At 66.9% G+C, this 23,809-nt stretch carries 22 protein-coding genes; 8 read left to right on the forward strand and 14 right to left on the reverse strand.

Going from position 1 to position 23,809, the window contains the following annotated elements:
- Window positions 1-42: 42 nt before the first annotated feature.
- The gene (locus AC07WJ_RS32330) at window positions 43-942 is read left to right on the forward strand and encodes a LysR substrate-binding domain-containing protein (RefSeq protein ID WP_494938836.1); all 900 of its coding nucleotides are present in this window, start codon (window positions 43-45) and stop codon (window positions 940-942) included.
- 6 nt (window positions 943-948) lie between these two features.
- On the opposite strand, the gene AC07WJ_RS32335 is transcribed toward AC07WJ_RS32330, so the two are convergent.
- The 4 genes from AC07WJ_RS32335 to AC07WJ_RS32350 all read right to left on the reverse strand — a co-directional run bounded on the left by AC07WJ_RS32335 (window position 949) and on the right by AC07WJ_RS32350 (window position 6,270).
- The gene (locus AC07WJ_RS32335) at window positions 949-1,428 is read right to left on the reverse strand and encodes a DUF2938 domain-containing protein (protein WP_494938837.1); all 480 of its coding nucleotides are present in this window, start codon (window positions 1,426-1,428) and stop codon (window positions 949-951) included.
- Window positions 1,429-1,610: 182 nt separating this feature from the next.
- Window positions 1,611-2,666: a 2-oxoacid:ferredoxin oxidoreductase subunit beta gene (locus AC07WJ_RS32340; protein ID WP_494938838.1), complete on the reverse strand. Its 1,056-nt coding sequence runs from the start codon at window positions 2,664-2,666 to the stop codon at window positions 1,611-1,613.
- A complete protein-coding gene (locus tag AC07WJ_RS32345) occupies window positions 2,663-4,498 on the reverse strand; it encodes a 2-oxoacid:acceptor oxidoreductase subunit alpha (RefSeq protein ID WP_494938839.1) in 1,836 nt (611 codons plus the stop codon). Before AC07WJ_RS32345 ends, AC07WJ_RS32340 begins: the two co-directional genes overlap by 4 nt.
- Window positions 4,480-6,270 carry an FAD-dependent oxidoreductase gene (locus AC07WJ_RS32350; RefSeq protein WP_494938840.1) on the reverse strand — a complete coding sequence of 597 codons (1,791 nt, stop codon included), beginning with the start codon at window positions 6,268-6,270 and terminating at the stop codon, window positions 4,480-4,482. The genes AC07WJ_RS32345 and AC07WJ_RS32350 overlap by 19 nt, the downstream gene beginning before the upstream one ends.
- Window positions 6,271-6,869: 599 nt before the next feature.
- On the opposite strand from AC07WJ_RS32350, the gene AC07WJ_RS32355 reads away from it, so the two are divergent.
- The 4 genes from AC07WJ_RS32355 to AC07WJ_RS32370 all read left to right on the forward strand — a co-directional run bounded on the left by AC07WJ_RS32355 (window position 6,870) and on the right by AC07WJ_RS32370 (window position 11,370).
- Complete coding sequence (locus tag AC07WJ_RS32355; protein WP_494938841.1) at window positions 6,870-8,210, forward strand: ABC transporter substrate-binding protein; 1,341 nt, start codon at window positions 6,870-6,872, stop codon at window positions 8,208-8,210.
- A 145-nt stretch (window positions 8,211-8,355) separates the two neighbouring features.
- Entirely contained in the window at window positions 8,356-9,348 is a 993-nt protein-coding gene (locus AC07WJ_RS32360) for a carbohydrate ABC transporter permease (protein ID WP_494938842.1), read from the forward strand.
- The gene (locus tag AC07WJ_RS32365; RefSeq protein ID WP_494938843.1) at window positions 9,348-10,259 is read left to right on the forward strand and encodes a carbohydrate ABC transporter permease; all 912 of its coding nucleotides are present in this window, start codon (window positions 9,348-9,350) and stop codon (window positions 10,257-10,259) included. Before AC07WJ_RS32360 ends, AC07WJ_RS32365 begins: the two co-directional genes overlap by 1 nt.
- Before the next feature lie 10 nt (window positions 10,260-10,269).
- Window positions 10,270-11,370 (forward strand): ABC transporter ATP-binding protein, encoded by a 1,101-nt coding sequence (locus AC07WJ_RS32370; RefSeq protein ID WP_494938844.1) that lies wholly within the window; start codon window positions 10,270-10,272, stop codon window positions 11,368-11,370.
- 45 nt (window positions 11,371-11,415) lie between these two features.
- Here the strand turns inward: AC07WJ_RS32370 and AC07WJ_RS32375 are convergent, their stop codons facing one another.
- The 3 genes from AC07WJ_RS32375 to AC07WJ_RS32385 all read right to left on the reverse strand — a co-directional run bounded on the left by AC07WJ_RS32375 (window position 11,416) and on the right by AC07WJ_RS32385 (window position 14,605).
- Window positions 11,416-11,976: a hypothetical protein gene (locus tag AC07WJ_RS32375; protein ID WP_494938845.1), complete on the reverse strand. Its 561-nt coding sequence runs from the start codon at window positions 11,974-11,976 to the stop codon at window positions 11,416-11,418.
- Window positions 11,977-12,073: 97 nt separating this feature from the next.
- Window positions 12,074-13,687, reverse strand: coding sequence for a thiamine pyrophosphate-binding protein (locus AC07WJ_RS32380; RefSeq protein ID WP_494938846.1), 1,614 nt, complete (start codon window positions 13,685-13,687; stop codon window positions 12,074-12,076).
- A gap of 87 nt (window positions 13,688-13,774) precedes the next feature.
- Entirely contained in the window at window positions 13,775-14,605 is an 831-nt protein-coding gene (locus AC07WJ_RS32385) for a helix-turn-helix transcriptional regulator (protein WP_494938847.1), read from the reverse strand.
- A gap of 101 nt (window positions 14,606-14,706) precedes the next feature.
- On the opposite strand from AC07WJ_RS32385, the gene AC07WJ_RS32390 reads away from it, so the two are divergent.
- Complete coding sequence (locus AC07WJ_RS32390) at window positions 14,707-15,585, forward strand: SDR family oxidoreductase (RefSeq protein ID WP_494938848.1); 879 nt, start codon at window positions 14,707-14,709, stop codon at window positions 15,583-15,585.
- Between the two features lie 236 nt (window positions 15,586-15,821).
- Here the strand turns inward: AC07WJ_RS32390 and msrB are convergent, their stop codons facing one another.
- The 3 genes from msrB to AC07WJ_RS32405 all read right to left on the reverse strand — a co-directional run bounded on the left by msrB (window position 15,822) and on the right by AC07WJ_RS32405 (window position 17,878).
- Window positions 15,822-16,241 carry a peptide-methionine (R)-S-oxide reductase MsrB gene (msrB, locus tag AC07WJ_RS32395; RefSeq protein ID WP_494938849.1) on the reverse strand — a complete coding sequence of 140 codons (420 nt, stop codon included), beginning with the start codon at window positions 16,239-16,241 and terminating at the stop codon, window positions 15,822-15,824.
- Window positions 16,242-16,271: 30 nt separating this feature from the next.
- Complete coding sequence (msrQ, locus tag AC07WJ_RS32400; protein WP_494938850.1) at window positions 16,272-17,150, reverse strand: protein-methionine-sulfoxide reductase heme-binding subunit MsrQ; 879 nt, start codon at window positions 17,148-17,150, stop codon at window positions 16,272-16,274.
- Window positions 17,151-17,293: 143 nt separating this feature from the next.
- Complete coding sequence (locus AC07WJ_RS32405; RefSeq protein WP_494938851.1) at window positions 17,294-17,878, reverse strand: hypothetical protein; 585 nt, start codon at window positions 17,876-17,878, stop codon at window positions 17,294-17,296.
- A 184-nt stretch (window positions 17,879-18,062) separates the two neighbouring features.
- On the opposite strand from AC07WJ_RS32405, the gene AC07WJ_RS32410 reads away from it, so the two are divergent.
- Together AC07WJ_RS32410 and AC07WJ_RS32415 are read left to right on the forward strand one after the other, a co-directional pair.
- Window positions 18,063-18,782 carry a response regulator gene (locus AC07WJ_RS32410; protein WP_494938852.1) on the forward strand — a complete coding sequence of 240 codons (720 nt, stop codon included), beginning with the start codon at window positions 18,063-18,065 and terminating at the stop codon, window positions 18,780-18,782.
- The gene (locus AC07WJ_RS32415) at window positions 18,782-20,116 is read left to right on the forward strand and encodes an ATP-binding protein (RefSeq protein WP_494938853.1); all 1,335 of its coding nucleotides are present in this window, start codon (window positions 18,782-18,784) and stop codon (window positions 20,114-20,116) included. The genes AC07WJ_RS32410 and AC07WJ_RS32415 overlap by 1 nt, the downstream gene beginning before the upstream one ends.
- A 5-nt stretch (window positions 20,117-20,121) precedes the next feature.
- Here AC07WJ_RS32415 and AC07WJ_RS32420 read toward each other — a convergent pair whose 3' ends face one another.
- From AC07WJ_RS32420 to AC07WJ_RS32435, 4 genes are all read right to left on the reverse strand, one after another.
- Window positions 20,122-21,057, reverse strand: a complete 936-nt coding sequence (locus AC07WJ_RS32420) for an arginase family protein (protein ID WP_494938854.1) — start codon at window positions 21,055-21,057, stop codon at window positions 20,122-20,124.
- 437 nt (window positions 21,058-21,494) lie between these two features.
- Window positions 21,495-22,103, reverse strand: a complete 609-nt coding sequence (locus tag AC07WJ_RS32425; protein WP_494938855.1) for a nuclear transport factor 2 family protein — start codon at window positions 22,101-22,103, stop codon at window positions 21,495-21,497.
- Window positions 22,104-22,172: 69 nt separating this feature from the next.
- Window positions 22,173-22,760 (reverse strand): hypothetical protein, encoded by a 588-nt coding sequence (locus AC07WJ_RS32430; protein WP_494938856.1) that lies wholly within the window; start codon window positions 22,758-22,760, stop codon window positions 22,173-22,175.
- Window positions 22,757-23,797, reverse strand: a complete 1,041-nt coding sequence (locus tag AC07WJ_RS32435) for a zinc-dependent alcohol dehydrogenase (RefSeq protein WP_494938857.1) — start codon at window positions 23,795-23,797, stop codon at window positions 22,757-22,759. The genes AC07WJ_RS32430 and AC07WJ_RS32435 overlap by 4 nt, the downstream gene beginning before the upstream one ends.
- Window positions 23,798-23,809: the final 12 nt, after the last annotated feature.

The following is a 23,809-nucleotide window of genomic DNA, read 5'->3' on the forward strand; positions in this document are numbered from 1 at the left end:
ACTGGCCAAATCGGAGAGCTGGGCTCATCAATGATCAAGGGAATGCCGCCACTGAAATGCCTGCTGACCTTTTCCGCCGTGATGGAGACGGGCAGTTTCGCGCGCGCGGCCAACCAGTTGAACGTCACGCCCTCGGCGGTCAGCCATCAGATTCGCGCACTCGAGGACATTCTCGGCAAGCCCTTGTTCGTGCGGGCCAAACGCACGGTCCTGCCGACCGAGGACGCGCTCGCTTATGCCGCCGCACTGGGCGAGAGCTTCACCCGCATCGCCATCGCGACCAGCCGCTTCGCGGCGTCCGGCGGCGTGTTCCGGCTGATGCTGCATTCGGCGCCGAGTCTGGCGACGCTCTGGCTGGTGCCGCGGCTGGGCTCGTTCAGGCGCAAGCATCCGGAAATCGACCTGACGCTGTTTGCCGGCCATGAGCCGGCCAAGCTCGGCGGCGACGGCTTCATGGTCGACATCCAGTATGCCCGGCCGGTGCCGGATGCCTGCGACAGCATCGTGCTGGCCGAGGAGCGGGTCGTGCCGCTGGCGAGCCCGGCCTTCGTCGCCGAACAGGGACTGACCGGTCCCGACGACATCGCGCGGGTGCCGGTCATCCACTCGGTGCGTTGCGTGGTGCAATGGGACGAATGGATCGCGCGGCATGCACCCGGCGTCATGCTGAACCCGCGCGGCATGCAGTTCGACCGCGCCTTCCTGGCCCTGATGGCAGCCGCCGACGGCCATGGCCTGGCGCTCGAATCCGAACTCCAGGCCTCCGACATGCTGCGCGCGGGCCGCCTGGTCATGCCGTTCGGAGCCATGGGCGTGCGCTCGGTCGCGCATCGCGTGGTCTATCGCCGGGAAGATCGGACACGGCCGCAGATCGAGGCCTTTCTCGGCTGGATCACCGAGGAGATGGCGGCCGACCGGCCAGCCGCGCTCGCCGCCGAATAAGCCGGCTCAGCGGATGAGCCAGGCCGCCGCGAACATGCCGAGGCCGAAGACGATATGGCCGGCAATGTTGAGCATGCGGATCTGGCCGGCATTGGCGCGCTTGGAAGCGGCGATGCCGGCGCCCATGCCCGGCTGCAGGATGAACCAGCCGCAGCCCACCGTGACCAAGCCGACGATCAGCGGCCAGAGCGGTGTCGGGTTGAGCCGCCAGGCGGGCCCGGCCAGCAGCAGAAGCGCGGCGGCGAACAGCACGCCCACGGCATAATGGCCGATCCAGCCGACCGTCAGTTCGTTCGGGTAGGGTTCGGCCTTGCCGATGTCCTCATGCGCGACGGTACCGCGCGTCAGATGGCCGAACCAGCGGCCGACCAGCGCCCAATTGGCCGAGGGAATGCCGAAGGCGGCTTTGAGAAACAGCGCCCAGACGTCGAGCAAAGCCGTGGCGGCGACGCCGATGACCAGCGCGCGATACATGAAATCAAGCATGGTGTCCCCTCGCCGGCCCATGGTCTCGTGCCATGCAGCCGATGCCCCGTCGATAGCCCGACCAGTCCCGGCCCGGCCTTGCCGGCGATCTTGCAAAAGTCTCGGGGCTTGCGAAAGCCATGCCGCCGGCAAAAGCGCGGAGCCGGCCGTGATGGCAGCCCTGCGCCGGCCGCCCTTACCGGTCAGCGCAAGCCGGCATTGATCTTGGCGAGCGCCGCCGCGCCGGGCACCAGGTCCTGCTCGGCCAGCGTGTTCAGCGGCCGGTCGTCGGTGTTCAGCCGCTCGTGCAGGTCGCTCGAATCGTCCTCGAGAAAGATCAGGCCGGTGGCGATCTCGCCCGAGGCATGGACCCGATAGAGATGGTTGAGCGCCGCGCCGCGATCGCCGATGTCATAGTCGGAAGCGAGCTTGCGCAGGCGGATCGTCGAGCCGTCATGCAGCGCGATGTCCTGGGTCGTGCCCTCGGCATAGTCGGCCGTGATCGGCGCCCGCCCGGTCATGAAATCGAGCGAATTCAGCGCGGCATTGTGGGCGCGCACATAGTCGAAGCTCTTGGTCGAGCCGTCGTGATTGTTGAAGGCGACGCAGGGCGAGATGCAGTCGATGAAGGCGGCGCCCTTATGCTCCAGCGCGGCCTTGATCAGCGGCACCAGCTGGTCCTTGTCGCCGGAAAACGAACGCGCCACGAAGGTCGCGCCGAGCTGCAGCGCGATGGTGACGAGGTCGATCGGCGAGTCGGCGTTCATCACGCCTTTCTTGCTCTTCGAGCCGCGATCGGAGGTGGCCGAGAACTGGCCCTTGGTCAAGCCGTAGACGCCGTTGTTTTCGACGATATAGACCATGTTGACCGCGCGGCGGATGGCATGGGCGAACTGGCCGAAACCGATCGAGGCGCTGTCGCCGTCGCCGGAGACGCCGAGATAGATCAGGTCGCGATTGGCCAGATTGGCGCCTGTCAGCACCGAGGGCATGCGCCCGTGCACCGAGTTGAACCCATGCGACTGGCCGAGGAAATAGGTCGGGGTCTTCGACGAGCAGCCGATGCCGGACAGTTTGGCGATGCGGTGCGGCGGCAGGCTCAGCTCGAAACAGGCGCGCATGATGGCCGACGAAATCGAATCGTGGCCGCAGCCGGCGCAGAGCGTCGAGATGGCGCCCTCATAATCGCGATGGGTGAAGCCGAGATCGTTGAGCTCGATCGCCGGGTGGTGGAATTTCGGCTTGGCCAGATAGGTCATGACAGCACCTCGCGCCGCGCCGGCGCCCGGACGACGGACGCCTTGGCGGCGATCTCACGGCGGATGAAGCGGGCGGTGATCGGCGTGCCGTCGTAATGCAGCACGGCAACGAGCTGCGCCGGGTCGATGCCGCATTCGGCCAGCAGCAGCGTGCGCAGCTGCCCGTCGCGGTTCTGCTCGACCACGAAGACCTGCTCGTGATCGGCGATGAAATCGGTCACCTCGTGGCTGAACGGAAAGCCGCGGACACGCAGCGCGTCGACATGCACGCCGTCGGCGCCAAGCAGTTTGACCGCCTCGTCCATGGCCGGCCCGGTGGAGCCGTAGTGGATGACGCCGATGCGCGTCGGCTGCTGGGCCTTGCTCAGGATCGGCGCCGGCACCAGGGCCTTGGCGGTCTCGAACTTGCGCAGCAGCCGCTCCATGTTGTCGACATAGGGCGCGCCCTCCTCGGTATAGCGCGCGTAACGGTCACGCGTGCTGCCGCGGGTGAAGAACGAGCCGCGCGAGGGATGGGTGCCCGGATAGGTCCGATAGGGGATGCCGTCGCCGTCGACATCGAGATAGCGGCCGAAATCGCGGCCGGCCTCCAGTTCGTCATGGGTCATCACCTTGCCGCGGTCGAGCAGCCTCGCGTCGTCCCATGCGAAGGGCGGACAGAGATGCTGGTTCATGCCGATGTCGAGATCGAGCATGACGAAGACCGGGGTCTGCAGCCGGTCGGCCAGATCGAAAGCCTCGGCACCAAGAGTGAAGGCCTCGTGCGGGTCGCGCGGGAACAGCAGGACGTGCTTGGTGTCGCCATGGGCGGCATAAGCGCAAATGAGAATGTCGGATTGCTGGGTGCGGGTCGGCATGCCGGTCGAGGGCCCGCCGCGCTGCACGTCGAACAGCACCGCCGGGATCTCGGCGAAATAGGCGAGGCCCAAGAATTCCTGCATAAGGGAGATGCCGGGACCGGAGGTCGCGGTGAAGGCGCGCGCGCCGTTCCAGGCCGCTCCCACCACCATGCCGATGGAGGCGAGTTCATCCTCGGCCTGGACGATGGCATAACGCTTCTTGCCCGTCGCCGGATCGGTGCGCAGCCGCACGCAATAGCGCTCGAAGGCCTCGGCGAGCGAGGTCGAGGGCGTGATCGGATACCAGGCGCAGACGGTGGCGCCGCCATAGACGGCGCCGAGGCCGGCGGCGGCATTGCCCTCGACGAAGATGCGGTCGCCGATCTTGTCGGCACGCCGCACGCGCAGGCCGATCGGACAGGAGAAATTCGCCCGGGCATAGTCGAAGCCGATATGCAGCGCCTTGTGGTTCGGCGCGATCAGCTTGTCCTTGCCCTTGAACTGCTCGCCGATCAGCGTCTCGACCACGCCGATCTCGATGTCGAGGAGCGCGGCGAGCGCGCCGACATAGATGATGTTCTTGAACAGCTGCCTTTGGCGCGGATCGGAATATTCGCGGTTGACGATGTCGGTCAGCGGCATGCCGATAATAGTGATGTCGGTGCGCAGCTTGGAGGCCGGGATCGGCCGCGAGGAATCGTAGAACAGATAGCCGTCGACCTCGATCGAGGCGACATCCTTGTCCCAGGTCTGCGGGTTCATCGCGACCATCATGTCGGTGCCGCCGCGCGCGCCGAGATGGTCGGCTTCGGTGACCCTGACCTCGTACCAGGTCGGCAGCCCCTGGATGTTGGAGGGGAAGATGTTGCGCGGTGCGATCGGCACGCCCATGCGCATGATCGCGCGGGCAAACAGCTGGTTGGCGCTGGCCGAACCCGATCCGTTCACATTGGCGAAGCGAATGACGAAGTCGTTCACGCTCTCGATTGGCATGCGTGCCCCGCGTGTGCCATTTCAATGATCGATTTCTGCATGTCCCAGGCACCAGTCGGACAGCGTTCGGCGCACAGGCCGCAATGCAGGCAGACGTCTTCGTCCTTGGCCATGACACGGCCGGTCTTCAGCCCGTCGGCGACATAGATCGCCTGCTCGAGGTTCTCGGCCGGCGCGTTCAGCCGCAGGCGCAGGTCCGGCTCTTCGCCGTCGCCGGTGAAGGTGATGCAATCCATCGGGCAAATGTCGACGCAGGCATCGCATTCGATGCAGAGCTTGGGCTCGAACACCGTCTGCACGTCGCAATTCAGGCAGCGCTGGGCCTCGGCATAACCGAGCTTCGGATTGAAGCCGAGCTCGACCTCGGTGCGGATGTCCTTGAGCGCGACGGCGCTGTCCAGCGTCGGCACCTTGAAGCGCAGGTCGTTGGCGATGGCGTTGTCATAAGACCATTCGTGAATGCCCATCTTCTGGCTGATCAGCGTCACCATGGGCGGCGGCCGGATCGCCACGTCGGCATCTCGGCAGAACGCGTCGATCGAGATCGCGGCGTCGTGGCCATGGGCGACCGCCCAGATGATGTTTTTCGGGCCGAGGGCCGCGTCGCCGCCGAAAAAGACCCGCGGCAGGCTCGACTGGAAGGTCTTCGGATCGACCACCGGCATGCCCCAGCGATCGAAGGCCACGCCGATATCGCGTTCGATCCACGGAAAGGTATTTTCCTGGCCGACCGCGATCAGCACGTCGTCGCAGGCGATATGCTCGTCGGGCTCGCCCGAGGCCACCAGGGTGCGCCGGCCCTTGTCGTCGCGCTCGGCCCGAACCTTCTCGAACCACATGCCGGTGAGCTTGCCGTTCTCGTGGGTGAAGCTCTTCGGGACCATGAAATTGAGGATCGGGATGCCCTCGTGAATGGCATCCTCCTTCTCCCAGGGCGAGGCCTTCATCTCGTCGAAGCCCGAGCGGACGATGACCTTGACGTCGGCGCCGCCGAGACGGCGCGACGAGCGGCAGCAGTCCATGGCGGTATTGCCGCCGCCGAGCACGATGACGCGCTTGCCGATGGCCTCGACATGGCCGAACGACACAGACGAGAGCCAGTCGATGCCGATATGGATGTTGGCGGCGGCCTCGCGCCGGCCGGGCAGGTCGAGATCGCGGCCGCGCGGGGCGCCGGTGCCGACGAAGACGGCATCGAAATTCTCGGCCAGCACGCGCTTCAGGCTGTCGATGCGCCGGCCGCCGCGGAACTCGACGCCGGTCGCCATGACATAGCCGACCTCCTCGTCGATGACGCTGTCCGGCAGGCGGAATTTCGGGATCTGCGAGCGCATCATGCCGCCCGCCTTGGCATCCTGGTCGAACACCACGACCTCGTAGCCGAGCGGCGCCAGATCGCGGGCCACCGTCAAGGAGGCCGGGCCCGCGCCGATACAGGCGATGCGCCGGCCGTTGCGGCTCGTGGCCGGCTTGGGCAGAAAAGCCGAGATGTCGCTCTTGTAATCGGCGGCCACCCGCTTCAGGCGGCAGATCGCGACCGGCTCCTCCTCGACCCGGCCGCGCCGGCAGGCCGGCTCGCAGGGCCGGTCACAGGTACGCCCGAGGATCCCTGGAAAAACGTTGGACTTCCAGTTGATCAGATAGGCCCCGGTATAGTCCCCCGCCGAGATCCGCCGGATGTATTCGGGGACCGGAGTATGTGCGGGGCAAGCCCATTGGCAATCGACGACTTTATGAAAGTAATCGGGATCCACGATATTCGTATGCGTCACTCATTCCTCCTGAGCCATCCGCCTGTCCCTGCCCCGGCTGTCATGCGGCGGGACGGCGTCCGACAACGCGGCGGCCAATGTTCTCCTGACTCGACACGTTAGAACCAGTCTGAACAGAAATGCGGCACATGTCGATGACCCGACACGATCTTTTGTTCAAATAGATGTCGCCGGACGAATGCGACAGCACTGCTGTCTTGATATGACGAATCCTTGCTCACTGCTCGCGGCGCGACCATCGCTTCGCGTGCGTTGCAGCATGAAAACTGCTCCATCTCGCATCCGCCGTGGCCGGCGCATGGCGGCCCGCATGCACGGCGGCCGCGACAGCCTTTGTTGTTGCCGCAACGCAAGGAAGATTCCGCCCAGCAAGCGGCCCCTTATTGTGCGATTGCGAAGCGTATAATTCTTTGCCGACGGCCGGATTCGCATCTAGGACGATTGCGAAAATTAGCGTTTACTGGAAGCGTCGTCTGAGCTGAGGGGTCGTGGTCGCACTCGCTTGAACCGAGATGCCGCCCCGATACCCGCAAAATGAACAGCCGGACGCAAACCACGCGCGGGCTCTTCCCGTACGTGCAGAGAGGGAGGACTACCCGATGTACGAAAACGCTGTCACCCGGCGTCGCTTCCTGGCGACCTCGACCGCCCTGACCACGGGCGCGCTCGCTTCTCCCTATGTGCGCGGCGCCCATGCCGCCGGCAAGCTTTCGCTCGGCCTGTGGGACCATTGGGTTCCCGGCGCCAATGCGGCGGCCAGCGCCGTCGTCAACGAATGGGCCGCCAAGGAGAAGGTCGAGGTCAGCATCGACTTCATTCCCTCGCAGGGCAACAAGAACCTCCTGACCATCGCCGCGGAAGCCCAGGCGCGATCCGGCCACGACATTCTGGCCATGCCGACCTGGTGGCCCCATGCCCATGCCGAGCAGCTGGAATCCTGCAACGACATCATGCCGCAGCTGATCGCCCAGAACGGCCAGGTCAACGGCACGGTGCAATATCTCGGCAAGCTCGGCGACAAATGGCTCGGCGTGCCCGCCACCATCGGCTCGCAGATCAAGGGCCCGGTGTCGCGCATCGACCTCCTGAAGCAGCATGCCGGCATCGACATCCAGGCGATGTATCCGGCCGGCGCCGCACCCAAGGCCGACGGCTGGAACATGGAGACCTATGCCAAGGCGGCCGAAGCCTGCAGCAAGGCCGGCTTCGCCTTCGGCGTGGGGCTCGGCGAGACCACCGATTCCGTCGACACGGCAGGCGCTTTCTTCCAGGCTTTCGGCGCCTCGCTGGTCGATGCCAAGGGCGAGCTGACGGTGAAGACCGACGCGGTCCGGCAAGCGCTCGACTATTGCGCCCGGGTGGCGAAATTCTATCCGCCGGACGCCCCCGCCTGGGACGATGCCTCCAACAACAAGTGGATCGTCTCCGGCCGTGGCGCCATGGTGATGAACCCGCCGAGTGCCTGGGCCGTGGCCAAGCGCGACGCGCCTCAAGTCGCCAACCAGATGTGGCATCACGGCTTCCCGTCGGGCCCGAAAGGCCGCTACGCGCCGTTCCTGCCCTATTTCTGGAACATCTGGAGCTTCTCGCAGAACAAGTCCGCCGCGAAAAGCGTCCTCGTGCACATGTCGACGGCCGCGGCGGCCGAGAAATTCGTCGAGGCCTCGGGCGGTTACGACATCCCGGCCTTCGAGAAATTCCTGACCTTCAAGACCTGGGCCGACGCCGAGCCGCCGAAGGGCACGCTCTACCATTATCCCAACCCGTTCAATCATCAGATCCTGTCGATCGCGGCGTCGCCGGCGCCGCCCAAGATCGCGCAGCAGATCTATGCTCAGGCGACGCTCACCAAGATGATCGTGCGCCATATGCAGGGCGAGGCCATGGAGAAGACGCTCGCCTGGGCCGACAGCGAAGTCGAAGGGTTCCTGCGCGGCTGAACCAAGACCAGCCGGCTTGCGAGCCAGCCTTTCGAGGCCGGCTCTTCGGGGCGCCGCGAAGGGCGTTCTTCGACCACCTTCCCGCCGGGCCCCGCCGCCCGGCGGCGGAAGCGTGACCTTCACTTGTCAGAGCGAGAGGCGGCCCATGGTTGACGCGGCCCTGTCTTCTTCACCCCCTACGTCAGCGCGCCCGCGGGCGAAGGCCAGGCCCTCGGGCTTCCGCAAATTCCTGCAGCGCAAGTCGACCATCGCCTTCTTCATGGCACTGCCGCTGATCGTGCTGATCCTGCTGCTGGTGGTCTATCCGGCCTTCTATGCGATCTACCTGTCGACGTTGAGAAAATCCATGACCAGCGTGGCCTGGATGCGCAACTGCAAATGGCTGCCCGAAGCCATTTGCGGCTATATCCCGTTCGGCAATATCCAATTCCTGTTCACCCGCGAAACCTTCTGGATGGTGGTCTGGCAATCCTGCCTGTTCGCCGTCAGCGCGGTGATCTTCAAGGCGCTGATCGGCTTCATCGTCGCCCATTTCGTCCACAACATCCCGGCCAAGGGCCAGCGCAAATGGCGCGGCATGCTGCTGATCCCCTGGGTGATCCCGCCGGCCATGAGCACGCTCGCCTGGCTCTGGCTGTTCGACCCCTCCTACAGCGCCTTCAACTATACCCTGTCGTTTTTCGGCGCCGGGCCGATCCCCTGGACCGGCAATGCCAACTGGGCACGCTTCTCGGTGATCCTGGTCAATATCTGGTACGGCGCGCCGTTCTTCATGATCATGTATCTGGCGGCGCTGAAATCGGTGCCGGACCAGCTCTACGAGGCGGCGGCCATCGACGGCGCCAACTGGTGGCAGCGGATCTGGTACGTGACGCTGCCGATGATGCGCAACATCATCGCGATCACCACACTGTTCTCGCTGATCGTCACCTTCGCCAATTTCGACATCGTCCGCATCCTCACCGCCGGCGGGCCGCTGGACCAGACGCATCTGTTCGCCACCTGGGCGTTCCGCATCGGCATCGAGGGCAGCGACATTCCGCTCGGCGCCTCGGTGTCGCTGTTCATGGTGCCGATCCTGGCGGTGGCCGCCATCTTCATCCTGCGCGACATTACCAAACGGGGGAACGAGGCCTGATGACCGCAGCCGTTCTCGACAAGGGCGCGCCGACCCGCAAGACGGGCTATGGCAGCATGAGCAAGGACCGCGCCTGGGCGCTGAAATGGTCCTATTTCTTCCTGACCCTGTTCGTCATCTTCTTCCTGGTGCCGCCGGTCTACATGTTCATCACTTCGCTGAAGGGCAGCGCGGAGATTTCGGCGGCGACCAATCCCTGGTGGGTCTTCAACCCCACCCTCGACAACTACGTCAACCTCCTGTCCTCGACCCAGTTCCTGACCTTCGCCCGCAATTCGGCCGTGGTCTCGACCTTCGTGGTGGCGATCACCATGCTGATCTCGATTCCCGCCGCCTTCGCCCTGTCGCGCATGCGGTTCTGGGGATCGGCGACGCTGGCGACCGGCGTGTTCCTGACCTACCTGGTGCCGGACACGCTGCTGTTCATCCCGCTGTTCAAGATGTTCGCCGTGTTCCACGAATGGACCGGCATTCAGCTCCTGAACCGCTGGTGGGTGCTGCTGGTGGTCTATCCGACGCTGACCGTGCCGTTCTGCACCTGGATCATGATCGGCTATTTCGCCTCGATCCCGAAAGAACTGGACGAGGCGGCGATCATCGACGGGGCGAGCTGGCTGCAGACGCTCACCCGCATCTTCATTCCGGTCGCGCTGCCCGGCATCATCGCGGCGACGATCTTCGCCTTCACGGTGAGCTGGGCCCAGTTCCTCTATCCGCTCGCCTTCACCACATCGGTCGACCAGCTGGTGCTGCCGGTCGGCATCATCACCACGCTGATCAAGGGCGACGTGTTCAACTGGGGGCAGATCATGACCGGCGCGCTGCTCGGCGCCGCCCCGCCGCTGATCATCTACGCCTTCCTGATGGACTATTACATCGCGGGCCTCACCGCCGGCGCGACCAAGGGTTGAAGAGGAAACAATGGCAGGCGTCACCCTGAGCAATATCGTCAAGCGCTACGACGACGTGGAGGCCGTGCGCGGCATCAACCTCGACATCGCCGACCATGAATTCGTCGTGCTGGTCGGGCCGTCCGGCTGCGGCAAGTCGACCACCCTGAGGATGATCGCCGGGCTCGAGGACATTTCCGACGGCGAGATCGCCATTGACGGCGACGTGGTCAACGACGTGCCGCCGAAGGACCGGGACATCGCCATGGTGTTCCAGAACTACGCGCTCTATCCGCATATGACGGTGGCCGAGAACATGTCGTTCGGCCTCAGGCTGAAACGCTTTCCCAAGGCCGAGATCAAGGAGCGGGTCGACGAGGCGGCGCGTATCCTCGACATCACCGAACTGTTGAACCGCAAGCCCAAGGCCCTGTCGGGCGGCCAGCGCCAGCGCGTCGCCATGGGCCGCGCCATCGTGCGCCACCCCAAGGTCTTCCTGTTCGACGAACCCTTGTCGAACCTCGATGCCAAGCTCAGGGTTCAGATGCGCACCGAGATCAAGAAGGTGCATCTGAAGGTGCGCACCACCACCGTCTACGTCACCCACGACCAGGTCGAGGCCATGACGCTCGCCGACCGGGTGGTGGTGATGAATCACGGCCGGATCGAGCAGATCGGCCCGCCCAACGAGCTCTATCATGCGCCGAAGACGCGCTTCGTCGCCGGCTTCATCGGCTCGCCGGCGATGAACTTCATCCCCGCCCGAATCGAAGAGACGGGCGGCGGCCTGCGGGTGCGCCTGACCGACACGATCGCGCTGGCCATCCCCGAAGCCAAGACCGCGCGCTACCGGCCCCATGCCGGCAAGGACGGGCTGCTGCTCGGGCTCAGGCCCGAACATATCACCGAGACGGACCCGCATATGGCGGCGGGCAAGGAACCGTTCCAGGTCAAGCTCGACGTCATCGAGCCGATGGGCAACGAGACCCTGGTCTATTTCGCCATCGAAGGCACCCAGCTCTGCGGCCGGGTCGACCCGAATGCCGGCGCGCGCGACGGCGAGGCGATGCGGCTCGCCGCCGATCTCAACCACATGCACCTGATCGACGGGGCAAGCGGCCTGGTGCTTTAGGCGATCGCCGCGAGGCGATGTGGCAGGGGCGGCGCCCCTGCCCGTTCAGGGCGTGACGAGGTCGAGCAGCATCACCATGATGATCGCCACGGCCAGCGTGATATTGGGCAGGCGGCGGCTGCGCGAGGTGCGCGTCAGCAGGCCGAACATGGCAACGAGAAAAGCCGCCACGCCGGCAATGACCGAGGCGGCGATCAGCTTCAGATCGACATAGAGCGCAACCGCGATGACGGTCGCCACGCCGACCAGTGTCGAAATGACCAGCGCGAAAAGGCCATAGGCGCCGGAGAGATCGCCGGCCCGCAGCAGCATCCTTTTCAGCGTCGAGACCTGGCGCGCCGGCACGGTCACGTCGTAGATGGCTCCGAGCGAAAGGGCGCTGGCGAGGAAAGCCAGCGCGGCCGCGCCGGGCATCAATGCCAGCAGCGCATAGCGCTTGTCGGTGGCGATCTTGTCGATGCCGACCACGCGCTCGACGAAACCGAAAGCGGTCAGCAGCACCGAGCCAATGGTGAGCGCCGCGGAAACGATGACACGCGCGACGTCGATCAGGGCGAGATCGCGGTTGAACACCTCGGCGGGACCGGCCGGTTCTTCCAAGGACATGTCGATGCCTCGCGAAACGTCAACTGCTGTCCTGACATCTCACGCGAATCGATCGGGCGGAAGCGGTTTTGCTGAAGGGCCGACCAGCCGCCGTCTCTCAGATCCGGCCATCATAGGCCTGCCGGTCGATGACCGCGCCGATCAGCGTGAACTGGTCCGTCCGCTCGCGGGCCCGCCGGAGGGCCTGCTCGAGCGCGCCGATATCCGCAACCGTTTCGCCCGCGCCCCCGAAGGCGCGCCCTATCGCGCCGAAATCATGCCGCCCGAAATCGACGCCGCCATTGCGCATCTGCCGCGACCGCTGCTTCATTTCGATCAGGGTCAGCGAGGCGTCGACAAAGACCACGATGGTCACCGGCAGCTCCAGCTCCGCGAGCGTCGAGAGCTCGCCGAGCACCATGAGCAAGCCGGCATCGCCGGAGAAGGCGACCACCGGCGTGTGCGGATCGGCGACCGCCACGCCCATCGCCAGCGGCAGCGCGCACCCCATCGTGCACAGGCCGGTGGACTGAAGCAGGCCGCCGGGCTCGTAGGCCTCCCAGAGCTGGCTCAGGAGGATGCGGTGCGCGCCGGAATCCACCGTCGCCACAGTGTTCCGCGGAAACACGTTCCTGACGGTCTCGACAATGGCCGCCGGTCCCCAGCGGCCCCTGGACGCAAAGGCGTCCTTGTGGGCCTGCCGCGCCCCGGTGGCGACGTCAGCGGCCCAGGTCCGGCAGGGTGCGACGCCACGGCCCAATGCCCTCAGGCCTTCGCCGACATCGCAGACGAAGCTGATCGAGGAATGGTGCATGTAGTGACGGTTGGCCTCCGCGGCGAACTCCACCACCCGCTGCTCGACGGGATCCCAGGCATCGCGCCAGCCGGTCCGCATCTCGATCGGATCGTAGCCGACGGCCAGGACGAAATCGGCCGCCTCGAACAGCGGCAGCAGGATCTTGTCCGCGAGCGGCGAAAGGCCGGCGCCGCCGACGGCCAGCGGATGATCCTCCGGCACGACCCCCTTGGCCTTGTAGGTCGTGACAACCGGGATCTGGAACGTCTCGGCAAAGTGCCTGAGCTCCTGGACGGCGCCGTGGCCCATGACGTCGAGACCGGCGATGATCACCGGCTTGCGCGCCTCGGCAAGCCAGGCCCGGGCTTGCGCGAGCGGCGCGGCTTCCGCCGGTGCGACCGCCGCCGCCGGGATATGGCGTGACCGCATCGGGTGCGCCGGTACGGCATCGGCGACTGAAATGGGGATGTCGATCAGGACCGGCCCGGGCCGGTCGCCCGTGGCGATCGCAATCGCCTTGTCGGCGATGACGTCGGCGCCGTCGGCGGTGAGCGCGAAGGTCGCCTTGGTGATCGGCTGAAACAGCGCGCGGTGATCAAGCACCTGGTGGGTATAGGTCAAAGCCTCGTCGGGATCGACGCAGCCGGTCAGCACGATCAGGGGCACGCGATCCTGCTGGGCATTCGCCACCACGTTCGCGCCGTTGGCGGCGCCGGGCCCGACGGTCGCGACCAGAATTCCAGGCGCGCCGGTCCTGTGACAGGTGCCTTCGGCCATGAAGCCGGCGGCGTTCTCGTGCTTGCAGAGAACGAAGCGGATGCCGGCCGCGGCAAGTGCGTCGACCACAGTCAGGACCTCGCCGCCCGGCATGCCGAAGGCGGTTCGGCAGCCGGCCTCGTAAAGGCGGCGGGCAAGAATATCGGCTGAGCGGTCCATCTTATCCATTCCGCCGCGAGGGCGGCCTTCCCGAGGGTGGCTGCGTCGTCCCAGGCGGCATTATCGGCCAATCGGCCAAGACGCCGCCTAGTCGCTTGCCGGACGTCCCGTCACCAGCGTTTCGATGAGCTTGCGGTCGGCCGGCGTCGCCGGATTGTAGACGATCAGGCTGAGGTCCGGCCGGCCATCCACCGCGAAGGCGGAATATTCCAATGCGATCGGTCCGAGCCGGGGATGGCGCAGGTGCTTCGTTCCGTCGCCATGGGTCTGCACATTGCTGTCGCGCCACATCGACGCGAATTCCGGGCTCGACCGGCAGAGTTCCTCGACCAGCGGCGCCACCTCGGCGTCGGCGCCCGCGCGGGCGGCATCGATCCGGAAGGCGCCGACCACGAAACGGGCGACGCTTTGCCAATCGAACTGCGCGGCGCGGACGCGGGGGTCGCAGAAGATCAAGCGCAGGATATTGCGCCGGTCGGGCGGCAGCGCGCCGTAGTCGGTGAGCACGGCCGTCGCGGCGGCGTTCCAGGCGACGACATCCCAGGTCGCGGTCCGCACGATCGCCGGGCTGCAGGTGAGAACATCGAGCAAGCGCTGCAGTCGCGGCGTGATCGCGTCGCGCCCCCTATAGCGGACCTCGGGCGGCCGGCCCAGACCGACCAGGAACAGATGCTCACGCTCGACCTCGGTCAGCGTCAGCGCCCGGGCGATCCGGTCGAGCACATCGGCCGAGGGGCTGCCGCCGCGCCCCTGTTCCAGCCACGTGTACCAGGTCGCGCTGATATTGGCGCGCTGGGCCACCTCCTCGCGGCGCAGGCCCGCCGTCCGGCGCCGACCGCCGGCGAAGCCGAACGAGGCGGGATCCAGCTTGGTGCGCCGGTTCCTGAGATAGGCGCCGAGCGAATTGCCATCGGCCATGACCCGCATCCTGTTAGTGATTATACTGGGATAATGTGACTACTTTAACCGGATAGGCAGCGCGACGACAATGCTGGGATCCTATCTTGGAGATCAAGCACATGCGCGTATTCGTAACCGGGGCCACCGGCTGGGTCGGCTCGGCGGTGGTCGAGGAGCTGGTCCGGGCCGGCCATCAGGTGACGGGCCTGGCCCGTTCCGAAGACAAGGCGGCCGCGCTCGCCGCGACCGGCGTGGACGTGCTGCGCGGCACGCTCGACGACCTCGATGCCTTGCGCGGCGCCGCGGCGGCGGCGGACGCGGTAATCCACACCGCGTTCAATCACGACTTCTCCAGGTTCGCCGAGAACGCCCAGCAGGACCGGCGCGCCATCGAAACACTGGGCGGCGCGTTGGAGGGATCCGACCGCCCCCTCCTCGTCACCTCGGGTGTCGCGCAGCTCGCACCGGGCCGGGTGGCGACCGAGACGGACCTGCCGGTGCCCGATCCATCCTATCCGCGCAGGTCCGAAGCGGCGGCGCGCGCGCTGGCGGAGCGTGGCGTGCGTGCCGCGTCTGTCCGGCTCGCCCCCTCGGTCCACGGCGCCGGCGACCATGGCTTCATCCCGATCCTGATCCGAATGGCGCGCGACAAGGGCGTGTCGGCCTATATCGGCGAAGGCCTGAACCGCTGGCCCGGCGTGCACCGGCTGGACGCGGCGCGCCTCTACCGGCAGGCACTCGAACAGGGCGCCACCGAAGCGGCCTATCATGCGATCGCCGACGAGGGCGTGGCGTTCAAGGATATCGCCGCGGTGATCGGCCGCCGGCTCGGCCTGCCGGTCGAGCCGCGTGGCCGCGAGCATTTCGGCTGGTTCGCCGCGTTCGCCGGCGCCGACATGGCTGCGTCGAGCCAGCGCACCCGGGCGCTGCTCGGCTGGCGGCCGACCGGCCCGGACCTCATCACCGATATCGACCAGCCGGGTTATTACGCGGTTTGATCGGCCGTCCCACGATCGGCTGCGATCGCGAACCTATCCACGCGGTGGTCGGTCACGCGGCTGAATTCGTGACCGGCCGGGACCAGCCCGGCCACGACGAGACTTCTCTTGGGCGCAATTCTTGGGCGCAATGCGCGCCAGATCGCCAGGCTCGGAGCGCGCGACGTGAAACCAGTGTGTCGTGCGCTCGACACATCGTCTTGCCCGGGCCTGGCCCTGATATCCACGACTGCCGGTCAGGCCGGCTTGAAGTTCATCGCCACGCCATTGATGCAGTAGCGCAGGCCGGTCGGCGGCGGGCCGTCCGGGAAGACATGGCCGAGGTGGCCGCCGCAATTGCTGCAATGAACTTCGGTGCGCACCATGCCGTAGCTGCGATCGACCGTCTCCTCGACCGAACCCTCGACCGGCCGGTCGAAACTCGGCCAGCCCGTGCCGCTTTCGAACTTCTTGCCCGAAACGAACAGGTCCTGGCCGCAGCCGACGCAGGAAAACGTGCCGGCGCGCTTCTCGTAGTTCAACGCGCAGCTGCCGGGGCGCTCGGTGCCGTGGCCCCGCAGCACCGCATATTGCTCGGGCGTCAGCAGGCGGCGCCACTCCTCGTCGGTATGGCTCACAGGGAAGGTGCGGGCGGCAGGTTCGGCGGTGCGGGTCATCGCGGGTCTCCGTTTCGGACAGTCATATGGTCATTCGGCGGCGCTGGCGACAGGCTCCCGCACCCGGCGGCTACGGCCACGACCGCGGTCCGGTTCGCCGGTCAGCCGGCGCAGGAGATTGACGCAGGCGACGGCGAGGCCGGCGACCAGCACCCATGCGGCCGGCCTCAGCCCGATATCGATGGAAAAATTGGCCATGAAGACGCGCGAGGCCATGACCCCGGTCATGGTCGCATACCACAAGGTTTCCAGCAGCGCCGTGGCGACGGCGGCGGCGACGGCCAGGCCGACGAGCTGCAGAGGCGCGATGCCGACCTCGAAACGCCGCATCAGGCGAAAGCCCATGAGCCAGAGGAACAGGCCCGCCATCAGGCTCGGCTCGGTGACGTCGATCTTGCTCTGCAGGAAGAAGTGCAGCAGCGCCAGCACCGTCAGGCCATAAACGAGCCGGTGCAGCCGGTTCCACCTGACCGTGCCCAGCCGCTTGATCATGGCATCGGTCGAGGTCGCCGCCAGGACCGCCAGCCCGACCAACGCCACGAAGCCGATGGTGAGGTAAAAACGCCTGACGATCTCGCTCGTCACCTTGGCCAGGTCATAAGCCTGGTCGACGACATAGAGCCCGAGGTGAATGACCACATAGGCGAGCGCCGCGACCCCGACCATGCGGCGGATGGCGATCAGTTTCGGCCAGTCGAGCGCATAACGGAACGGGGTGACGGCCAGCGACACCAGCAGGAGCCGCACCGTCCAGTCGCCGGACTGGTGGATCGCCTCGGTCACCGGCTTGGAGCCGAGCGTGCCGGTCAGCGCCTGCAGGATGAGCCAGGCGCCCGGCGCCAGAATGCCGAGGAAAAAGACCAGTTTGAGAACGGACAACCGTCCGGCCCGATCGTTCCACGGCAGCATGCTGGGGCTCCACATCGTTCAGATGTGATGCCATACGGCGCCCCGCCGCAAGCCGTTACCCCCGCGTCCTCACGAATCGGTGATGCCGGCCTGGCGTGTTCGCAGTTCCGGCTCCCGGATGCGCACCCGGGAGCCGGCGCCGGTCAGGCGCTCTGGTTGATCAGCAGGGCAATGGTCGTCGACGACGGCTTGGAGCCGTCCGCGCCATAGCTCGTCTGTTTCGACAGGTTCTCCTGCAGCTGTTTCAGGAAATCCTGGATGAGGCTCGACACGTCCGATGACGAGGAGGCCGCATCCGTCGACGATGCCGTCGTGTCGCTCGTGCTGGAGCCGTCCTGGCTCGACGGGTCGCCCGGCGGAGGGCCGGGCGGCGGACCGCCGACGCCACCATGGCCGCCGTGATGGCCCTTGCCGAAGCTATTCTGGAAGACCTGTTTCAGCTCGTTCGCCTGGTCCGCGGTGAGCGCCCCCGACGTCGTCTGCTGGTCGATCAGGCCGTCGATCTTCTTCTTCATGTCCTGCGGCGACAGGCGCTGGCCCGGCGTATCGGACGCCCGTTCGGACGTCAGTGCCTGGTCGATGGAATCGAGCGCGCTCGACAAGGCGTCCTGATCGCCCGCGCCGACCTGGCCCGAGGACACCTCGGACGCCAGTTCGTTTTGCAGCCGCTCGCGCGGTGATGTACGCAAATGCTGTAGTGATGATGATGCGGATGATACCGAGGTCATGTGACCCTCCAATTCCCCTGAACCGATACGCAGCTACAAGCAGTCAGAGGGAAGGGTTCGACGCGTTAAGCAATGCTAACCATAATTTCCGCATATGTTTCCGGTTTTCTCCCTGTCTCGAATGGAAACAACCGGAAACAATAAATTTGTCCCAGGGATCAATTCGCTGCGCGATAAGACGGTCATGTCCACTCAGCCGCACATTCTGATCGTCGAAGACGACAGCGAGATCAGCAAGCTTCTGACGCGCTACCTGCGCACCAACAACTTCCGGGTGACTGTCGCACCGGACGGGCGTGATTTCGATCGATTGCTCGCCGACAATCGTTTCGACCTCCTGATCCTCGACATCATGCTGCCCGGCGAGGACGGGCTCAGCCTGTGCCGCAGGGCGCGGTCGGCCAGCGCCATCCCGATCATCATGCTGTCGGCCCGCAGCGAGGATCTCGACCGCATCGTCGGGCTGGAGATCGGCGCCGACGACTATGTCGCCAAGCCGTTCAATCCGCGCGAGCTGCTGGCCCGCATCCGGGCGGTGCTTCGCCGCACCACCGAGGGCTCGGTCGCGGCGCGCCCGCAAGGCCCGCGCAACTATCGCTTTCTCGGCTGGACCATCGACACGGTGCAGCGCACCCTGACGGATGCGACGGGCACGCGGATCGCCATTACCAGCGCCGAATTCGACCTGCTGAACGTCTTCTGCGAAAGGCCGGGCCGGACCCTCAGCCGCGAGCAGATCGTCGATTTGACCCAGGGCCGCGCGGTCGGGCCCTATGAGCGCAGCGTCGACATCCTGGTCAGCCGCCTGCGCAGCAAGATCCGGCTCGGCGCCGACGAACCGAGCATCATCGTGACGGTGCGTTCGTCCGGCTATCAGTTCACCCCGCAGGTGGATGTCGCCTGATGCGCCTCGGCTTCGACCTCCGGCCAAAACGGATCACCGTGCAGATCGCCGCGCTGGTGATCGGCGCGGTGGCGATCTTCCATCTCATCGCCACCATCGTCTTCGCCCTGTCGAACAGCGACCTCAAGCCGCGCCATCCGGCCGAGCTTGCCGGCCGCGCCTCGGCTTTGCTGGCGCTGATCGACGCGACGCCGATGGCCGAGCGCGACCGCCTGCTCGGCAATCTCGCCGGCGCCCGAACCGACGTGACGATCGTCCGCGACATGGCGACGACCCCACCAGGCGAGCCGGAACCCCTGCAACGCGGCTTCCGCCGGCTGCGCGCCCTGCCCGGCGCGACGGTCTGGCCGCTCGGTCCGATGGCCGAGCCGCGCCCCGACGCCGCCGAGGAATTGCTGGTGCGCCTGCGCGACGGCGACACGTTCCGGGTGACCTTGCCGCGCTCCTCGCGCGCGGCGCTGTTCGGTCCGGGCCTGTCGACCCTGGTCTTTCTCGGCATCAGCCTGGTGCTGCTGAGCCTCTGGGCCGCCAAGGCGCTGACCCGCCCGCTGAACGAGATCGCCGAAGCGGCACGACGCTATTCCGCCGACGACATCACCGTCGCCCTGCCCGAACGGGGACCGCAGGAGGTGCGGCAGCTGGCGCATGCGATGAACCAGATGCAGGCGCGCATCTCGAAATTCGTCGCCGAGCGCACGCGCATGCTGGCGGCCGTCAGCCACGACCTGCGCACGCCGATCACGCGCTTAAGGCTGCGCGCCGAATTCATGGACGACCAGAGCCAGAAGGCCGGCATGCTCGCCGACCTCGACCAGATGGAGACCCTGGTGCGCGGCACGCTCAGCTATCTGCGCGATGGCCGCAGCGGCGAAGCGCTGACACCGACCGAATTGCCGAGCATCCTGATGGCGATCCGCGACCAATATTCCGACATGGGGGTCGACGTGCCCTATGACGGCCCGGAGCGGCTGCGCATCGACATCAGGCCGAGCGAGATCCAGCGCGCGGTGACCAATCTGGTGGAGAACGCGCTGAAATATGCCGGCGCCGCCCGCATGCGCCTCCGGGTCGAGCCGGACGGCCTCGCCACCATCGAGGTCGAGGACGACGGCCCGGGCATTCCAGCGGGCGAATGCGATCAGATGCTTGAGCCCTTTGCCCGCGGCGACGCCGCCCGTACGCTCAGCAACGACACGGGTTTCGGCCTCGGCCTGACGATCGCGCGCGCCATCGCCGAAGGCCATGGCGGCCGGCTGGTGCTCGCCGACCATGCGCCGCGCGGCCTGACCGCCCGCATCGAGCTGAAACCGAACCGCACGGTCCACCCGGTCTGAAGCGCTCAGTCGCGGCGCAGGACCGTGCCGATCAGGTTGACGATCAGCCTGACGATGCCGAGGCTGGTGATGGCGTTGACGTCGAGCGAGGGGTTGTGCTCGGCGAAGGCGACGCCGGCAATGTCGCAACGCCGGGCAAGACCGGTGAACAGGTCGGCCGCGTCGTAGAAGCCGAGCCCGCCGGGCAAAGGCGAGCCCGTGCCCGGCATGACCGAGGGGTCGAGCCCGTCGCAATCGAAGGCGATGAAGACCTTGGCGCCGTCGGGCACATGGGCGAGCGCCGAGGCGATGCCGTCGCGCGCGACCTGCCGCGCCGTGACGATCCGGTTGCCCGCGGCCAGGCTGTCGGCGACGTCGCGGGGCCGCGCGCTGCCGATGCCGCGCTGGCCGACATGGATGATCCGTTCGACCCAGGCCATTTCGGAGACGCGCCGCATCGGGCTCGAATAGCCATGCCGCTCGCCGTTGACCTCGTCGCGAAAGTCCAGGTGGGCGTCGACCTGGACGACATGCAGCGGGCCGCGGCCATCGAGCCCGGCCGCCACCAGCGCCGGCACCGAGTCGTCGCCGCCGATGACGATCGGCAGGGCGTTGCGGCCGGCGATCAGGCGCACCGCCTCGGTCACCCGGCGGCCATTGGCGGCGATGTCGCGATGATCGCCGGCAACATCGCCGCAATCGACCAGGCCGGCGCCCACCGCCGAAAACAGCGGCGCGTCGAGGTCGAAGTCATGATGACCGGCGAAGCCGCCGTGACGATGCGACCGCGCCCGCACGGCGCGCGGCGCGTCGCTGTTGCCGCCGGCGATGCCGCGCATGCCATAGGGCACGCCCCAGGGCGCGCCGAGGATGGCGAAACGGGCCGACAGGGCCTGGAGATCGGGCGCCGAGGGCGCATCGAGGAAGGTCAGCCCACCCTCCGGCGGCAAGGTCATCGTCATGGTCTCGTCCTTCGTGCTCGGGGTTTCGGGCCTAAAGCAAGGTAGGTCTGGTGGAGGTTCTCGAATAGCACCCCAGGTCGGTCAGTCGTCCTTCGAGGCTCGCAATAGAACCACTGCCCTCACCTCGCCCCCGGGAGGGCTACCGGAGCACACAAGTCACGCGACGCCAGCAGGCGCAGCCGAAGTGAGCCACGCGGTCGTCGGCATTCTCTACGTCACCCCCGGCGAGCCAGAGCAGAAGCCCTTGCTTCTGCGGAGGCGAGGGAAGGGGGTCCAGGAGTTGCAGAGAGCCGACTTCAACGCTGCGAAATCACCCGAACATATGCACTGCGGGCGCTGTGAAGCGGCTCCTGGACGCCCTTCCCTCGCCTCCGCAGAAGCAAGGGCTTCTGCTCTGGCTCGCCGGGGGTGACGTCGTGCGCCCATCCGAAACTGTCTCACCACGGCTCCGCCAGGCGCCCGTCGAGCCATTCGCGGCCACGCCGGTAGAGCGCTTCGACCTCGGGCCCGCGCAGGCCCGGCATGTCGCGCTTCACGGTGTAGCCGATCTGGGTCTGGATATAGGCGAGGTGGCGGTAGCCTTCCGGGAACTGGCCGAGCAATTCGGCATCGAGCGCCAGCCGGGCATCCGGCAGGACCGGATCGAGCCGGTCCTTTTCGTAGATCGGCTGGCGGAACAGCACGCGCCATTCGCCGTCGCGCTTCTCGATGAAATCGTGAAACCGGCCGGTGCAGACGACGTCGCACAGGACGCCATGCACCATGCCGCGCTGGGAAATGGTCATCTTGGTCTGGGCGATCGCGCGGTGGTCCTGAAGGTCGATCGCGGTGCCGCCGAGGAAATGCAGGATGCTGACGCCCTTGGCCCAGCCTTCGCGGCTCATCTTGATGAAGTCGCTGGCCAGCCCCTGGTACCAGGTCGCGGCCATGCGGGCGTCCGGATGCCAGCAGGTGGCGAACCGGTCCCAGTCGCCGGCGTCGCGCCACAGCGCCCAGTTCTGCACGAGGTCGCGGATGGCCAGCCGCTCGATGATGTCCTGGTTCATGTCATGCTCCCACGCCTTGGTCGGGCCTGCACCATCATGAATCGGCGGCGGCTGTCCAGGGGCACGCCGTCAGGCCGTCGGCAGAAAGGTTCCGATCAGGCGGAAGCTGCGGGTCGAGGCCGCGTCCGGCAGGTCCAGGCGGGCAATGTCGGCCTGCAGCAGGGCCGGGTCATCGGCATCGGCGAGCAGGACCGAGCCGGTGCTCGGCATCGGACGCGCCAGCGGATGGCCCGGCGCATCGGCGGCAATGATGCCGTGCTGCAGCGCGCAGACGGCTCCGACAGGCATGTCGCTCCGCGCGGTCACCAGCGGCACCACGAAGGCGGCAGCGGGCGACGGCCGGGCGGCCGCGACGCGGCAGACGATACGGGTGAAATGGGTCAGATGCGGCCGCATCCGCGTGCTCCCGGGGCTCGGCTGGTTGATCAGCCGCTGGTAGGCCGCGGTCTGCAGCACATCGACCGAAGCAAGGTCGTAGAGGGTGAAGAAGCCCGGCTCGTCGCCATCGTCGGCCTGGTAGCGCCAGGCGGCGAGGATGCCCGGCACGGTCAGGCGCTCCGGCACGTGCTCGATGCCGTGCCATGCCTGATAGGCGTCGAGATGGCCCGGCGCCACCCCGTTCCAGAGCGCCAGGAAGGCCGTGCCGGAGAGATTCATGAACGGATGCCATCGGTTCGAGGGTCGATCATCACCTTGACACCGGACCGGTCGCGCATGGCCGCGAAACCATCCAGGGCTGCCGCCAGCGGCAATCGATGGGTGATCAACATGCGGAAACGCTCCGGTTCGGCGGCGAGCCGTTCGATGACGCGCGACCAGGTGGCGATCGGCGCGCGGTAGGAGCCGCGAAGGGTCTGGCCGGCACGCACCAGCCTGGTCAGATCGAGCGAGGCCGGCCTGGAGTGAATGCCGACCACCACGAGGGTGCCGTCCTGGTCGAGCACGCCGAGCGCTTCGGGGATGAGCGCGGCCACGCCGGTCGCCTCGATGACCACGTCGAAGGGCTGGTCCTGGCCGCAGTCGCGCAGCGCCCCGATCAGCGGGCGGTCGCCGACATCGACCGTCGTCGAAAAGCCGAGCGCATGGGCGCAGGCGAAACGGGCCGCGTCGTCGCGGCCGGCCAGCACGATGTCGGTCGCGCCGGCCGCCTCGACGAACAGCGCCACGCCGAGCCCGATCGGTCCGGGGCCGAGGATCAGGACGCGCGCGCCGGGCCGGATCATGGCACGGTCGGCGGCCTCGGCGGCCACGGTCATCGGTTCGGTCAGGGCGGCGATCTCGGCATCGAGGCCATCGGGAACGGCAATGCAGTTGATCGCCGGCACGACCACATGCGCGGCGAAACCGCCGTCTCGGCGAATGCCGATGCCGGTACGGCCGGTGCAGCGTTCGGAGCGGCCAGCGAGGCAGGACGGACAGGCGCCGCAGACGACCGAGGGACGCACGACGACACGCCGGCCCGGCGCGCTCGCCGCGCCGTCGACGACGCGGCCGGCGAATTCATGGCCGAGCGTCACCGGCATGGCGCTGGCCATGGCTTCGTAGCCGCCGGTCCAGTCGGCAATATGCAGGTCGGTGCCGCAAATGCCCACCGCCTCGACCGCGACGATCACCTCGGCCCCGGCCGGACGGGGCAACGGCACATCGGCCAGGATCACGCCGGGAGCAGCCTCGGATTTGCGCAGCGCGAGCATCGGTCGGCCTTC

Source organism: Phreatobacter sp. GW821-FHT04C01 (assembly GCF_059420385.1).